This is a genomic window from Dyadobacter diqingensis, assembly GCF_024220585.1.
GTDB classification, from domain to species: Bacteria; Bacteroidota; Bacteroidia; order Cytophagales; family Spirosomataceae; genus Dyadobacter; species Dyadobacter diqingensis.
Map to the genome: position 1 here is coordinate 72,432 of NZ_JAMXKF010000015.1, position 16,567 is coordinate 88,998.

The window sequence follows — 16,567 nt, forward strand, 5'->3', positions numbered from 1 at the left end:
CATATAGGAAAAGCACAGGACCCTAACCGGTTTTGTGCTTTTTTATTTTGTCATAACCTGCAATGAAATAGTACTATTGATGTGATTCGGCGTATAAATAAGGTCATAGCATTTTGTCCTTAACCAAACGTTACTTTTCACACGATGAAAGATCAGCAAAAAAAGCATGAGGATTCCTCGAGACGGGAATTTATTAAGACATCTTCACTGGCAGCTTCTGCCTTTTTTATTGTTCCAAGACATGTATTAGGAAAAGGTTTTGTTGCGCCCAGCGACAAGCTGAATATTGCCGGGATCGGGGTAGGCGGGAAAGGTAAAAGTGATCTGGCAAGTTTCGCAAAAAGTCCGAATGTAAATATCGTCGCACTTTGTGACGTCGACGACCGGCAGGCCGTTGTTTCCAGGGAGAAGTTTCCGAATGCAAAATATTACCGGGATTTCCGGGAAATGCTGAAAAAGGAAGATAAGAGCATTGACGCCGTGTCGATCTCTACACCCGACAATACACATGCCGTGGCTACGCTGGCGGCCATGCAGCTGGGTAAACACGTGTACACGCAAAAGCCTTTGACACACGATATTTATGAAGCCCGGATTTTGGGTCAGGCGGCTAAAAAATACAAGGTAATAACCCAGATGGGAAATCAGGGGGGCTCAGGAAACGGGGTGCGCCGGATGAAAGAAATATATGATTCCGGCGTGATCGGCAAAGTAGATAAAGTAATCTGCTGGACTAACCGGCCTGTCTGGCCGCAAGCGGTGCCGACAGACAATGTGGACCCGATTCCAAATGAACTGGATTTTGATCTGTGGCTAGGTCCATCTCCAAAAGTAGGCTATAACAAAGCCTATCTTCCGTGGAACTGGCGTGGCTGGTGGCCTTACGGAACGGGTGCGCTGGGTGATATGGCCTGTCATATCATGGACCCGGTTTACAGGATTCTTCCCATTTTATATCCGGTTTCAGTAGAGTGCAGCGTGGCCAACACCTGGACTTTTACATTGAGAGAAAAGGATCATAATCCGGACTGGACTCCTTTTTCGACTTCGATACATTTGGATTATCCAAGGAATGACGGCAAAGGAAATATCAAGGTGAGCTGGTACGACGGCGGGATTCTTCCGGAGCTTCCGGCAGAGCTCCAACCCGGCGAATTGTTTGGTAATTCTGACGGTGGTGTTCTTTTTATCGGAAAAAAAGGAAAGCTGATGGCCGACTGTTATGGTGCCAATCCAAGATTGCTTCCATTGAAGAAAAATGAGACACTGAAAGTTCCTGAAACGATAAAAAGGGTTCCTAACGAGGATCATTATCTGAACTGGGTCGATGCCTGTATCGCAGGATATGGAAAAGGCCAGACCAGTTCGCCGTTTGAATATGCAGCACCTTTTACGGAAAGTATCCTGATCGGCAACCTGGCGTTGAGAAGCTGGATGCTTCGCGACAACCCGACCGCTTTAAAAACGGTGGATAAATACAACGGACGGAAAAAACTGGAATGGGATGCTGCCAATATGAAGGTGACAAATTATGATCTTGCCAATCAGTTTGTAAAAAGAGAATACCGCGACGGCTGGGACCTTGTGTTGTAGTCGCCTGAAAACGATACGATCCGGAAGTTTTCAATTTGGAAGCTTTCCGGATTTTTTGTTTTAAAATGAATTCAGAAAGTCGGATGCGTTCACGATACGAATGTTCTTGTAAGGATCCAGCACAAGCAGATCTTTATCTCCGCTGATAATCGCTGTGGCGCCCGCATCAACTGCGAGATTCAGAAATTTGTCGTCTTTCGCATCTCTGCAATCTGCAAAGCTACTTGTTACTAAAATCTCGGTGTACCTGGCTTCTATGCGATCGAAAAATTCGAAGCGGTTGGGTAATGACAAGTACCGGTCAAATTTTGTCCTGATCAAAACATCCTTTAACTCGGATAGTGTCTCTTTTGAAAATACGATTTCACCTATCCACTCAGCTTTGCGCAATGCCTGGCTGTTGACCGATTTTGGTAATAAAGCGATACTTATCCATGCGTTGGTATCCAGGACAAACCTCGGCCTATTCTTCATTTAACAAAATAGCCAGGCGCTCCTCAGTTAACCCATTTGCTTCGGCCTCACTGCTGATCTTATCTATAAAATTCCAAAAATCATCGTCTTCTGCGGCTAAACTTCGATCGATCAATTGTCCGATACTTTTGGAAAGCCGTTCTTTTTTATCTTGTGAGGCATACTTCCACTTTTTTGCTGATCGGTCATCTACTTCTAAAATAATTCTATCCATTTTGTTTTGAATTATTGGTGATCTAAACAAATATACAAAATTACCGCTGGAAATAGAAAAAGATAACCGAGCCTGATTGGACAGTATTATGACTTCAATACTCATGCGATTTCATAGCAGACACAATTTTTTTTCTTCTGTAACAGCCTGTGTAATCAATGATTTCCATTTTTATTTTCGCAATGAAATATCATTTTAAGTATAAATAATTAGCTTTATACTTTCTTAGAAAAATTATCAAGTATTGACCACTTCTGAAACCTTCATTTTGGAACTTACGGACCAGCAGCTCTGGACGGGTATACGAAACGGAGATGAGCAGGCTTATACGCTCATTTTCGAACGATACCACCGTACGTTGTATAATTACGGAAGCAAGTTGTCCGGCAATTCCGCGATTGTGGAAGATGCCGTACAGGAAGTATTTATTGATGTGTGGCGGCTGCGGTCAACGCTTACTGAAAATGTCACCTCTGTAAAATTTTACCTTTACAGGGCTTTGAGAAGAAGAATTCACGTGGCTTCAGATAAATTTCCGATCACAGAAGAGCTGACGATGCTGCCCGACTGGGAAATGCCCTATACGTATGCCAACTCTGAAACGCTGCTGATCCAGCATGAATCGAATTCGATGATTTCACGAAGAATTCAGGAAGTGCTTTCCCAACTCCCCGAAAGACAGATTGAAGTAATCACCCTGCGTTATTTTGACGATTTCAGTGTTGAAGAAATTGCCGGAATTATGGGTATTAACGAAAAGTCTGTCCGGAATCTAATCTACAAGGCGATCACTTCTTTCCGCCAAACTCCCCAACATTTCCTTGTTTCAGTGCTGATTTTGTGCTTGTTAGTAATTTTTTAAAACTTTTTTCAAAAATAATTACATTTTGAAGAGGTCATTTTCAGGATTCGTCACTCTTTACTATTGAAAGAGCAATTGACCGAATTCTATTCACTATGAAGCATGACCCGTACTCGCTCACGGAACTGATCCGAAACGATGATTTTATTGCCTGGGTCAGAAAACCCGATGAAAAGAACGAAATCCGTTGGCGGCAGTTTCTTCAAAACAATCCACGGAAAAAAGAAACCGTCGAATCGGCACGTCGCTATATTATTTTTATGGGGGAAGACACCGGAAAATCTCAGCCGACGTCCGAACAAAGTGAAAAGATGTGGAAAGCGGTAGAGCGTCATTTACGCGGTGAAGAAGAGGTTAAGGACGAAGAGATCGTCGAGGAAGAAACTGAGCCTGAGCCCGGCAGGGTTATATCAGGTTGGAGATGGGCGCGTATCGCGGCTTCCACAGCACTCATAGCTGGCATGACGTCTTTCAGTTACTGGTATTACGTCAATCAGGCGGCGCGCGAACATGGTAAGGATTTTCAAATCGCCGGGGTGTCGCGGGATCTGATTGAAAGAAGTAACAATACGGATAAACCGATGCTGGTTTTATTGCCGGATGGAAGTTCGGTGGTTTTAGAGCCGGAAAGCAGTTTGCGTTACGAGAAAAGTATGAATGCCCAAACAAGGGAAACGGTGTTAAAGGGCAAAGCTTTTTTTGAAATTGTCAAGGATGCAAAGAGGCCGTTTCTGGTTTATTCTTACGGGCTGGCAACAAAGGTTCTGGGCACCAGTTTTTCTGTCGATGCTCCGGAAAACGGAAAGGAAATTAAGGTAGAAGTGACAACCGGCAAGGTATCGGTTTTCTCCGTAGATGAATTAACAGGTACGGATAATAAGGTAAATTCGGGTGAGCTAAAAGGTTTTATTCTTAACCCAACGGAGAAAGTGGCGTTTTCAAGAGAGGCCGGCACATTTACCAGATCAGTTGAAAAAGTAACAATTGCAGAAGGTGAAAGAGATATTTCTAAGCAGGCATTTGTGTTTGACGAAACACCGGTCTCGGAAGTATTTGAAACACTGGAAAAGGCTTACAACATACAAATTATGTACAATGAATCCCTGATGGGAGATTGTCCTTTGAATGCGACTCTGATCGGTCAGCCGATTCATGAAAAACTGTCGGTGATATGCAATGCACTGGATGCGCAGTTCGAAATTCAGAATAATCAGGTGAAGATAACCGGATTGGGATGTAAATAAATGCAGGTAAAACTTGAAAGCTTTGCAGTTTCAGTTAAACAATTTTCGAACCTAAACTTATCTTCTATGGCGTAAAGTATTACCTCATTAACGAAAAAAGATCAGCCATGTTAGCGCATGACCGATCTCTGAGTACTCCCCATTTTAATAGCTTACCAGGCACATTACTATCCATTACAAAATGGACAGACGGGGGGATTGTGTTGAATAAATCACATTAACCAACAAATCCGATCAAAAATATGAAAAAAAATCGACCAATTGATGACTTACTTTTTGCACTCATGCGTATAACAGTCATTCAATGTTTTTTTGCTTGTGTGTTCGCGGGTTTTTCCTGGGCTCACAAAAGCACCGCGCAGTCAGCGTTGAATCAGAAAGTGACGATTAACATTGAAGGACAGGATATCAAGAAAGTTTTGAAGCAATTGGAAAAGCAGACGAATGTGAAATTTGTCTTCAGTTCCAGGCTTATCCAATCAGAACGTAAGGTTTCCCTTCATGCTAATAATCAGCTGCTTTCCGGCACGTTAAATGAATTGCTCCGGCCACTGAATCTGAGCTATAAAGTATCTGACGATCTGATTGTTATCAAGCCGGATCACCAGACTGAAAAAGCTGTTGAAATCGTTTCCGAACAAGCTGCTGCGACTAATACAGCAGTGGCTGACCGTGTACTGAAAGGAACGGTGAAAGACGCAACGGGGGCTGCGCTTCCGGGAGTTAGTATTGTATTAAAGGGCACGCAGACGGGGACTTCATCCGACGCTTCCGGTAAATATGCGCTTAATGTTCCAAATGGTGATGCCACGCTTATCTTTTCATTTGTGGGATTCATTTCACAGGAAATATTGGTGACCGGCGCACAAAGCGATCTGGATATCACCTTGAAAGTTGACGACAAGGCTTTGGAAGAAGTAGTCGTTGTTGGTTATGGTACACAAAAGAAGGAATCGCTTACAGGTGCCATTTCTACGGTGACTAGCAAAGACCTGGAACGGGTGCACGGAGGTTCAACAGTAAGTTCGGGGTTGGCCGGTAAAATTCCGGGGGTAACCTTTCGTATGGCTGATGGACGCCCGGGGGGAAGTGCTAATATCCAGATCCGGAATATGGGAAATCCGTTGTTTGTTATTGATGGTATTCAGCAGGATGCAGGTCAGTTCAACAACATTTCGCCGAATGATATTGAGAGTATTACCGTGTTAAAAGACGCTTCTGCGGCTATTTACGGGGTACGTGCAGCAAACGGGGTTGTGGTAGTAACAACCAAAAGAGGTAAAAACGGTACGAAAAATACAGTAAACCTGGATGCTTATACTGGCTGGCAAAACTGGTCCCGTTTCCCGGATGTGGTAAACGATTCTTATCAGTGGATGCTGGGCAAAGCAGAGTCTGAAATGAACCAGTATGGTAAAACCGCTATCACACAGGCTGAGCTGGAAAAGTATAAGGCCGGTACTGAGATGGGGTATAAATCCTTCAACTGGAAAGATTTTATTGTTAAAAAGAATTCACCGCTTTACTCTGTGAATTTAAACATGACCGGAGGTTCTGATAAAATTACCTACTATATCTCCGCGTCGCGTATGTTCCAGAATTCGGTATTGGGGCGTGAATTTACATTTCAAAGAAATAACATTCAGAGTAACGTAGATGCGAAAATTACGGATAATCTTAAAATCGGTGTGCAGATTAACGGACGTATCGAAACGAGAGACAATCCGGGGATTCCGGGAAGTGACGATTACTGGCTGCCACGTTTCGCTATCCTGAGAAACCGCCCGTTCGAACGTCCCTACGCAAATGACAACCCGAATTATCTTAACGATATAAAGCATAATGAAACCAACTGGGCTTATAACAATAAGAAACTGGGCGGTTATCAGACCAACATCTGGCGTGTTTTACAAAGCAACATCAATGCTGAGTACAAAATACCGGGTATAAAAGGACTGGTTGCAAAGGGTATGTATTCGTACTACATCGCTGATCAGGTTTTGAATGGTCATGAGTACACGTACAAGGCATATACTTACAATCCTACGGATGATTCTTACAAAGTAACCGGTGGTAGTACAAACCCGTGGAGAGAAAGACGTACGCGTAAAATCATGCGTAACGTTTACCAGGGACAATTGAACTACAACAATACATTTGGTAAAAATAACATCGGTGCCACTTTCGTTGCCGAACGTCAGGAGCAGAGAGATCAGGAGCAATGGGTACACTCCGTACCGTCAACCAACGTGTTACCATTGATGTACTTCGCCAATATGGATACCTATTCAGATAAGGATGATCAGGAAGCACGTATAGGGTATATCGGTAGACTGACTTATGACTATGGAAGCAAGTATTATGTTGAATTTTCAGCCCGTCGTGATGCATCCTGGAAATTTGCACCCGACAGACGTGTAGGTTATTTCCCATCAGCTTCTGCGGGATGGAGACTAACGGAAGAGGGTTTTATCAAAAATCTGATAGGCGACCACAGCATTTTAGATGATCTTAAAGTGAGAGCTTCTTATGGGGTGTTGGGAGATGATGATATCGGAATCGGACCTTATGATTATCTGCCGGGTTACAACTACAATCAGGGAAATGCAATTTTAAGCGGAAACGCTGTGGTAACGTCTGTGAACAAAGGGCAGATTATTAACAACATATCGTGGTTTAAAAGTAAAATCACGGATGTTGGAGCAGATTTCTCCTTTTTCGGAACAAAACTATCCGGATCTTTCGACTACTTCAAGCGATTGAGAACAGGTCTTCGCGGACGGAAATATGATATTCTCGTGCCAAGTGAATTGGGGTACAATCTTCCTGACGAAAACGTAAACAGCGATTCACAAAGAGGCTGGGAAGGTGCACTGTCTTACAACGGAAAATCTGGTGATGTAAGTTATTCGATCGGAGGTAATTTTTCTTTTTCAAGAAGTAAATTCGTTTCTTCTTACAAACCGATCTTCAACAATTCGCTTGACCAGTACAGAGCTTCGGGTGAGGGCCGTTACAAAGATATTTTCTGGGGATATGAGGCGATCGGTCAGTTCCAGTCGCAGCAGCAGATCAATGAATATCCGGTTAGTATTGACGGCCAGGGCAACAGAACTTTACTTCCGGGAGACTTGATTTACAAGGATATCAATGGCGATAAAGTAATTAGCGATGCTGACGTGAGACCGATCGGGTATACTGTGGCCGGACAGCCAAACATCAATTTTGGTCTGAACCTGTCTGCAACCTGGAAAGGTTTCTCGGTTAACGCTGACTTTTCTGGTGGGGGACTTTATTCCTGGAACCAGGATTGGGAACAAAGATGGGCCTATCAGAATGATGGCGCGTTAAACAAAATGTTCCTTGACAGATGGCGCCGCAAAGATCCTTTTGATCTGAACAGCGAATGGATTCCGGGTAAATATCCTGCGTTACGTTACAACAATGGCGGGCATAGCAACTACAACAGAAACTCGACTTTCTGGCTGCATAATGTGAAGTATATCCGTGCCAGAACACTTGAAATTGGGTATTCACTACCGAAATCGGTATTGGAAAAACTGAAAATTCAGCGTGCCAGAGTGTACATCAACGGATATAACCTCTTCTCGATCGATAACATGAAAGAGTTTGGGATAGATCCGGAAATTGCTGACGGAAATGGTTTGCAATATCCTCAGAACAAGTTTGTTAACGTTGGTATTAGTTTGTCAATATAAAAATATCAGAACTGACGATGAAAAAAATATTTTATAGTATACTGACGGTTATGCTCACGTTAAGCGTGGGTTGTGATGACGATAAGTTCCTGAACCGTCCGCCGACAAGTCTTCTTTCTGATGAGCAGGTTTGGACCGACGAGGGACAGGTATTGTCGCTGATCGGGAACTTGTACAACCGTTATTACGACATTGCTTCGGTTAAAGACTGGGCTGCACTGGCTGGCTTCAATGAGGCCTTTTTCTCAAACGCAGGCAGTTATGGTGAATTTCAGAATAGCGGCTGGGGAACGGGCTCATGGGCTACCTGGGATTACGGATACATTCGTGACATTAATTTGTTCATTGAGAAATGTACGGCTGCCGATAAACTGAACGCGGAAGTAAAAGACCGCTTTCTGGCAGAAGCCAGGTTCCTACGGGCATCCTACTATTTTGAATTGGTAAAACGCATGGGCGGTGTTCCGCTGATTCTGGAACCATTGACTTATGATTTTAGCGGAGATCCTAGTTATCTGCGCCATCCGAGAGCGAAGGAATCAGAGATATATGATTTTATTATCAAGGAGGCTGAGGAAATAAAAGCCAAACTTCCGGTCAATGCAGGAGAAAAATCGCGTGTAACCAAAGCGGCTGTACTGGCCATGCAGGCACGTGCTGCACTTTACGCAGGCTCGATTGCAAAATACGGCGTCAATACACCTCAAGTGGCATTGACTGGCGGAGAAGTTGGTATTCCGGCCACCATGGCAACGGGTTATTACACCAAAGCGCTTGCAGCGGCAAAGGAAATTATCAGCGGAGGAGCTGGTGCTTATGCACTTTACACGAAAAAGCCGGATTTATCTGAAAACTTTTCAAGTATTTTCTATGACAAGGCGAACAATTCAGAAGTCATTTTTGCAGATGATTTTAAACTGAAAAGTGGAAAAGTACACGGGTTTACCATCTCTAATCAGCCTCGTTATGGTGCTGAGGAAGAGGAAGGCGGTCGTATTAATCCATCGCTTAATTTCGTTGAGGCATTTGAAAAACTGGATAATACCTTTGCGCCAATACCAACGGTAAATGGTTCGGGAGCTCCGGTTTATTACAACAATCAGGTGGATATTTTTGCAGGTCGTGATGCCCGTCTGGGTGGCACGGTGTTGTTGCCCGGGACATCATTCAAAGGACGTCCGGTTGATATCTGGGCTGGTTTTCAACTTGCCAACGGAAGTATTATCAGTGGAGATGACCGCGGCGGACAGAAAACGCTACCAGGTAAAACAGTACCTGAGCAGGTAGTAGGGTTTGATGGCCCGATTGATGGTTTTGAATTTACTGCACAAAGCGGATTTTATATCCGTAAGTATCTTGACCCGGTTGTCGGATCGGGACAGCGCGGGGTTCAGAGCGAAGTCTGGTTCGTGCGTTACCGTTATGCAGAAGTGCTTTTGAATGCTGCTGAGGCTGCTTTTGAGCTTGGAAATCCGGCTGATGCGGCTTTGTACATGAATCAGGTCAGAGCACGGGCGGGTCTTGTAACGCCACTTACGCCATCGGAAATCACTTTCGACCGTATCGTGCACGAACGCCGGGTTGAGCTGGCATTTGAAGGGCATTATCTGTATGACATGAAACGGTGGAGAATTGCCCACCTGATTATGGACGGGAACGCGATTTCAGCGAGCGAACTTTCAACAGATCTTGGGAAGGCTACGAAAAGAAACACGCAGCCATGGGGCTTGTGGTCTTACAAAATTTACGATCCGGGCTCTGCCAATAACGGAAAGTGGATTTACAAAGTGACGAAGTTAAGCCGGGTTACCGGTTCTGACCGCTTCCAGTTGGGCAATTATTATTCTTATATCGCTGATGATATCGTTAATAACAACCCCAAGATTGTAAGAAACCCAAATCACTAGATCATCACTTTCAAACGATACGATATTATGAAAAAGAAGTTTCATTTGATATACATGCTTGCGTTGTCCGCGCTGTTTGTTTCCTGTGATAAGGATAATTATACAGCTCCGAAATCGGAACTCTCCGGGCAAATCGTCTACAAAGGCGAACCGGTGGGTGTGGAATTCGCTCAGGTAAGAGTTCAGCTTTGGCAACCAGGTTTTGGAAAACTGGCGGCGATTGATGCGGCCGTGAGCCAGGAAGGAGCCTATTCTGCTCTGCTTTTTGATGGCAACTATAAGCTGGTATTCCCGAAAGGAGACGGCCCGTTTAAAACCATCATAAAAGATGCGACTGCAAAGGATACCCTGTTTGTAAAAGTTGCCGGAAATCAAAAGCTGGATTTAGAAGTAATGCCTTACTACATGATCCGCAATGCAAAGTTCAGTGGCGGAGAAAGCAAGGTTTCGGTTTCATTAAAACTCGACAAGATCATTACAGGTGTTGACGCAAAGGACATTGAACGTGTTTCACTTTACGTAAATACCTCTCAGTTTGTTTCCCGCGGGGTTAATGTCTCGGTAATAGACGTGAACGGAGCAGACATCAAAGACCTGAATGCGGTCAGTCTGGTTACCACAGTTCCGGCGTTGGCAACAGCTCAGAATTATGTGTACGCCCGTGTCGGGGTAAAAATCAAAGACGTTGAGGATATGGTATTTACAACGGTTGAAAAAGTGCAGTTATAACAAATTAATCTTTTCAGGGACGGGCATTTTTCTTGTCCGTTCCTGAAAAATAAGTTCCTGAACCATTGTCAGGAACAAATTACATTTCATCATAAACCAGTGATTTTAAGCCGGAAAGAATAGAGCGAAACTGCAATATCATTCAGGGCCAGCCGGAGAAAGAAAATTATTAATGCAAATTTAGATTAAATGAATGGAGTAATGAGGAAGTACATCAGCGTATTATTTATTGGATTGTTTGCCTTAGGGTGCGCCCATAACAAAATGGGTTCATCGGGAGCGAAAACCGGAAGTTTGAAAAACAAAGGGAGAAGAGGTGAGGTACTTTTCCTCGGCCATAACAGCAAGCACCACGATTCGGGGAAATATGCTCCCTGGCTCGCGATCAAGCTTTTTCGCAGTGGTATTAACCTGACTTATACCGTTGATCTCAAAGATTTAAATCCTGAAAATTTAAGTAAATACGATGGGTTGATCATTTACGCGAACCACGACTCATTATCTCCCGCTCAGGAAAGTGCCATGAAGGCATTTGTGGAAGGTGGAAAAGGATTGATTCCGCTACATTCGGCCACTGGTTGTTTCAAAAACTCACCCTGGTATATTAAGACAATTGGCGGACAATTTGCCTCTCATAAAGCCGGCACTTTTAAAAATACCATTCTGAAACCTGATCATCCGGTAATGAAGGGTATAACCGATTTTGAAACCTTTGATGAAACATACGTCCACCAGAATCTTAATCCTGATAAAACGGTATTGGGCGAACGTGTGGAAGGAGATCATCATGAACCTTATACCTGGGTAAGAAATCAGGGCAAAGGCCGCGTGTTTTATACTGCTTACGGTCACGACGACGCAACCTGGACCAACGCCGGATTTCTTGACCTGGTAAGAAACGGTGTATTGTGGTCAATCGGTGATCAGGTGAACAAGGATATTGCGGCGCTGAATATGCCAAATCCTGATATTTACAATGCGGATACGATCTCAAAATATACAAAACGTCACGTTGTGCCTAAAATGCAGGATGCTTTATCACCTGCTGAATCAAATAAACTGACACAGGTTCCTGCGGATTTTGAAATACAGCTTTTTGCACAGGAACCGGATATCACCAACCCAATCGCGATGGCCTGGGATGAACGCGGCCGTCTGTGGGTGGTGGAATCGGTGGATTATCCTAATACGTTCAAGGAAACGGACGGGGCGGCCAATGACCGGATCAAAATTTGTGAAGATACCAACGGTGACGGCAAGGCAGATAAGTTCACTGTTTTTGCAGACAAACTGAATATTCCCACGAGCATGGTTTTCTCCAATGGAGGAATCATTGTTTCGATGGCACCTGATTTTGTTTTTATGAAAGACACCAATGGTGACGACGTGGCGGATGTCCGTGAAGTGATCATGACGGGCTGGGGGAAAAACGATACGCACGCCGGACCTTCCAATTTGCAGTATGGTTTTGATAACAAAATCTGGGGCGTGAATGGTTACGCGGGTTTCAGAGGAACAATCAACGGTGAAAAGCTGAATTTCCCGCAGGGCGTTTACCATTTCAAACCGGATGGAAAAGACTTTGCTTATTTGGGTACGAGTAATAACAATACCTGGGGATTAGGTTTTTCAGAGGATGCGAACGTTTTCCTTTCTACGGCAAACAACACCCACAGCGCGTTTTATTCGATGCCAGCCAAATATCTTCAGCGCTCGCTTGGTGGAGAGGAGCCGGCGATCCAGTCGGTGCAGAAAATCGATGGGCACTATGACGCACACACGATGACACCGAATTTAAGACAAGTGGACGTTGTTGGCGGGTTTACTTCCGCTGCCGGGCATCACTTTTACACAGCAAGAAATTATCCAAAAGAATACTGGAACAGGGTTGCATTCGTGACGGAACCAACCATTCGTTTGGTACACAACGCTATCATCGAACCGGACGGTGCAGGTTTTAAAGAAAAAGACGGATGGAATTTCATGGCAAGTTCGGATGAATGGTTTGGTCCGGTACAGGCAGAAGTTGGCCCTGATGGTGCCGTATGGATTGCCGACTGGTATAACTTCATTATCCAGCACAATGTTTTCGTTCCGGCTCAGTCGCCTTCGGAGTTTATTATGCCTTTCAAAGATCAGCCACACGGACCGGGAAATGCATTCAGCAGCCCTATGCGTGATTTAAATCATGGTCGTGTTTATCGTGTTGTTTATAAAAATGGCAAGAAAGCTCCCGCGTTGAAACTTTCTAAAAATGACTTGCCAGGCTTGGTAGCCGCTTTGGAAAATGACAATATGTTCTGGCGCATGACGGCTCAGCGCTTATTGGTAGAATCTAAAAATGTTTCGGTAGCTCCGGGTCTGTATAAAATTATAAGCAATCCAAAAGTAGATGAAGTAGGTTTAAACAGTCCGGCTGTGCATGCACTTTGGACGTTACACGGTCTAGGTCTGCTCGATGGTTCGAATGCAGAGGCGCTGCAGGCGGCAAGTAAAGCACTTTCTCATCCGGCTGCCGGTGTAAGAAAAGCGGCTGCCAGTGTTTTGCCAAGAAATGAGCAAAGTTTTGAGTCGATTCAGAAATTGCTGAAAGACCTGAATTTGAATACCCGCCTTGCCGCATTTGCGGTATTGGTTGAATATCCTGCTTCTGATAAAATTGGTGCGGCGGTATACCAGGCTTCTCTGGACGAACAAAATGCGAAGGATGCCTGGTTATCGAAAGCATTGCTGGCGGCTGCCGTTACCCATGAAAAAGGTTTTCTGGCTGCTGCTGAAAAGCAAAAAGGCGGATCGAAATTTTCTGATCAGGTTGCCGCTGCTTTAAGCAAGGAGGTTTATCCATTGGGAAGAAGAAATACGTTGCAATTCCCTCCTGATGTGACGGGAAAAGAGATCACGATTAAGGCCAGTGTAACCAAGGCGAAAGACAGAGAATTAAAAGGTTTCATCGCCGGACAAGGAGGAAAAGAGGGTGGTTATGCTTTGTATATTCAGGATGGAAAACTGGTAATGGCTGTTAAACAGCATGGTGCGATCAGCCAGGCGGCGACAACAGAACCGCTTCCGGAGAAATTTGATGTTGTGGCAAGCTTGACACAGGGCGGAAAAATCAGCATTGAAATTGACGGTAAACTTGCTGCGGAAGGCAAAGCGCACATGTTATTTGCAGCTCCGCTGAGCAATACGGTTCGCACGGGAGAAGATGTGGAAGGTGATGATAAGCTGGGGTCGTACAATGGACGGTTCGGTTTTGAAGGAAATTTCCAAAAAGCTTCTCTGGAATTGAACAGACCGGACAACAACAGGACGGACGAAGTAAAAACCACAACAGCGACTACCACGTCAAAATCTGCTAATGCGCTTGTAATCGACCTGAAAGTAGAGAAAGAGATCATGCAGTACGACAAAAAACTGATTCAGGTAAAAGCGGGACAAAAGGTAATTATCAACCTGGAAAACCCTGATGGTATGCAGCATAACATGTTAATTCTGAAACCGGGTACTTTGCAGAAAGTAGGAAAAGCGGCAGATGACCTGTTGTCGGATCCCAAAGCGGCAGAAAAACAGTATGTTCCGAGAATCCCGGAAGTTTTGTATTCAACCAAACTGGTAAATTCGGGAGAAACCGTAACGCTGGAATTTACGGTGCCTAATGAGCCGGGCGACTATCCCTATGTGTGTACTTTCCCTGGCCACTGGCGCGGAATGAACGGGATCCTGCGTGTGACTAAATAACGATAGCTACCTAGTTTTCAATTTAATAGATCAAAAATGACCAATTCACTTTTTAAAACAGGCCTCACGCTTTTGCTTCTGCTGGTATTCGGCATCGGATATGCTGAGAGCAATGCTGCCGATCCGAAAAAGAAGAAAGCCATCCGGGTGCTGCTCGTAGGCGGTGGCTCCTCGCACGATTTCGATCGCTGGTACAAGCAGGAGGATGTGGCTACGCTTCAGAAGGATGGTTTGGCTTCGGTGGAATATACCAGCGACCCATCAGCCATTCTCTCAAAACTTGCCAACATTGATGTGCTTTATTTAGCCAATAACCAGCCAATCGGTGATGACGCAACCCGCAAGGCAATTTTCGCATTTGTTGATTCGGGTAAAGGACTGGTTCTTGCACATCCGGCTCTGTGGTACAACTGGAACGACTGGCCCGAATACAACCAAAAACTGGTAGGCGGTGGCTCAAAAGGGCATAACAAATACGGCCCGTTTGATGTAAGCCTGACCGCTGCAAAACACCCGGTGACCAAAGGTGTTCCGGCTACATTCGGTCTGAAAGATGAGCTGTACTATTATATCGCAGCACCATCAGCGACTCCGATTGAGGTATTGGCAACAGCCAAGGCAGCGGATTCCGACAAGGTATTCCCAAGTATTTTCATCGTAAAATATCCAAAAGGAAGAATCGTAGGCATAGCGCTGGGCCACGACGCCGAGTCACATACCATCGAACCATACAAAACCATTCTGCGGAATTCCGTAAAATGGGCAGCAGGCAAATAAAATTCTCTTAACAAACAGCCCTGAAAGGGCGCAATATCTTAGCAGCGGGCATCGCCCGCTGATTATCAAACCAAAAAAGCATATCATTATGAGTCAGAAACAAATCACAGTCGTTATCGTGGGAATGGGTTTTGGAAAAGAATTTATCCCGATTTATCAAAGTCACCCGAATATTAAAGCTGTGGGTATTTGCACACGCAGCAAAGAAACCCGTGATGAGCTAACGGCTAAATTTAATCTGGACAAAGATTTAGTTTTTGAACATTTCGAAGACATCCCCAAAAGAGCGGATGTAGATGCAATCCATATTGTAACGCCCGTTCCCGAGCACGCGAAAATGACCCTGGCATCTCTTAACGGTGGAAAACATACGGCTTGTACAATCCCTATGGCTATGACTGTGGAAGATTGTACCGCTATCGTTGAAGCCAAACGCAGGGTTAATAAAGTGTATATGATGATGGAAACGGCGTTGTACACACGTGAATTCCTTTACGGATTGAAGCTTGCGCAAAACGGAGAATTAGGAAGAATCCAATTTGTTCGCGGTTCGCACATTCAGGATATGAGCATGGAAGGATGGGGGGAATACTGGAAAGGTTATCCGCCGATGTTGAACGGAACCCACGCAATTTCTCCGCTTTTGAAAATTAACAACACCAAAGCAGAAACAGTGGTATGCCACGGATCGGGCCGTCTTTCAGAAGACCTTGCGAGCCGTTACGGTTCTCCTTTCGCAGTAGAAACGGCAACTTTCACGCTGAAAAACTCTGATGTTGTGGCAGAGGCAACACGTTCATTATTTGATGTGGTTCGTCAGTACCGCGAAAGTTATGACGTGTACGGTACAAAAATGTCATTTGAGTGGGAGCAGTTGCAGGACGAAAGTCACGTGATTTTTGACGGTGGCGAAAATGCCGTTCGTATTGATGTGCCGGATACGGATGAATTGTTGATCGAGCCGATCAAACATTTTACGAAACGCGAAAAAATTGATGACCCAAACCACGTTTCCTTCTTGCAGGGCGCTGGTCACGGCGGTTCGCATCCGCACCTTGTACAGGAATTTGTAGCGGCTATTGTTGAAGGACGTGATTCTGCGGTAGACGCAGCTTTGGCGGCGAACTATACCTGTGCAGGAATTTGTGCGCATGAGTCGGCAATGAATGGTGGTATCCGTGTAAACGTGCCAACATTCGACTGATCGCATTGCAGGGCATAAGTCCAGCCAGCTTTCATATCTTAACCATGGGCATCGCCCATGGTTATTGGCATATCCAGATGTGCTTGTGAACATCTGTTATCCTATT

The 16,567-nt window shown here is 44.7% G+C and carries 11 protein-coding genes; 9 read left to right on the plus strand and 2 right to left on the minus strand.

The features are described from left to right. Positions 1-144 precede the first annotated feature (144 nt). A complete protein-coding gene (locus tag M1L62_RS28200) occupies positions 145-1,593 on the plus strand; it encodes a Gfo/Idh/MocA family protein (RefSeq protein ID WP_254562985.1) in 1,449 nt (482 codons plus the stop codon). Between the two features lie 60 nt (positions 1,594-1,653). On the opposite strand, the gene M1L62_RS28205 is transcribed toward M1L62_RS28200, so the two are convergent. Continuing rightward, positions 1,654-2,067, minus strand: coding sequence for a putative toxin-antitoxin system toxin component, PIN family (locus tag M1L62_RS28205; protein ID WP_254562986.1), 414 nt, complete (start codon positions 2,065-2,067; stop codon positions 1,654-1,656). Beyond that, the gene (locus M1L62_RS28210) at positions 2,057-2,281 is read right to left on the minus strand and encodes a hypothetical protein (RefSeq protein WP_254562987.1); all 225 of its coding nucleotides are present in this window, start codon (positions 2,279-2,281) and stop codon (positions 2,057-2,059) included. Before M1L62_RS28210 ends, M1L62_RS28205 begins: the two co-directional genes overlap by 11 nt. A 244-nt stretch (positions 2,282-2,525) precedes the next feature. Here M1L62_RS28210 and M1L62_RS28215 point away from each other — a divergent pair, with 244 nt between their 5' ends. The 8 genes from M1L62_RS28215 (at position 2,526) to M1L62_RS28250 (ending at position 16,461) form a co-directional block, all read left to right on the plus strand. Continuing rightward, positions 2,526-3,143, plus strand: a complete 618-nt coding sequence (locus M1L62_RS28215) for an RNA polymerase sigma factor (protein ID WP_254562988.1) — start codon at positions 2,526-2,528, stop codon at positions 3,141-3,143. Positions 3,144-3,238: 95 nt separating this feature from the next. Continuing rightward, complete coding sequence (locus tag M1L62_RS28220) at positions 3,239-4,387, plus strand: FecR family protein (RefSeq protein ID WP_254562989.1); 1,149 nt, start codon at positions 3,239-3,241, stop codon at positions 4,385-4,387. A 242-nt stretch (positions 4,388-4,629) separates the two neighbouring features. Then, positions 4,630-8,106 (plus strand): TonB-dependent receptor, encoded by a 3,477-nt coding sequence (locus tag M1L62_RS28225; RefSeq protein ID WP_254562990.1) that lies wholly within the window; start codon positions 4,630-4,632, stop codon positions 8,104-8,106. Positions 8,107-8,123: 17 nt separating this feature from the next. Next, positions 8,124-10,013 carry a RagB/SusD family nutrient uptake outer membrane protein gene (locus M1L62_RS28230; RefSeq protein ID WP_254562991.1) on the plus strand — a complete coding sequence of 630 codons (1,890 nt, stop codon included), beginning with the start codon at positions 8,124-8,126 and terminating at the stop codon, positions 10,011-10,013. 27 nt (positions 10,014-10,040) lie between these two features. Further along, entirely contained in the window at positions 10,041-10,742 is a 702-nt protein-coding gene (locus M1L62_RS28235; RefSeq protein ID WP_254562992.1) for a DUF3823 domain-containing protein, read from the plus strand. A gap of 201 nt (positions 10,743-10,943) precedes the next feature. Continuing rightward, the gene (locus M1L62_RS28240; protein WP_254562993.1) at positions 10,944-14,480 is read left to right on the plus strand and encodes a PVC-type heme-binding CxxCH protein; all 3,537 of its coding nucleotides are present in this window, start codon (positions 10,944-10,946) and stop codon (positions 14,478-14,480) included. A 36-nt stretch (positions 14,481-14,516) separates the two neighbouring features. Beyond that, complete coding sequence (locus M1L62_RS28245) at positions 14,517-15,257, plus strand: ThuA domain-containing protein (protein WP_254562994.1); 741 nt, start codon at positions 14,517-14,519, stop codon at positions 15,255-15,257. Positions 15,258-15,345: 88 nt separating this feature from the next. Beyond that, entirely contained in the window at positions 15,346-16,461 is a 1,116-nt protein-coding gene (locus tag M1L62_RS28250) for a Gfo/Idh/MocA family protein (RefSeq protein WP_254562995.1), read from the plus strand. The last annotated feature ends 106 nt before the right edge of the window (positions 16,462-16,567 follow it).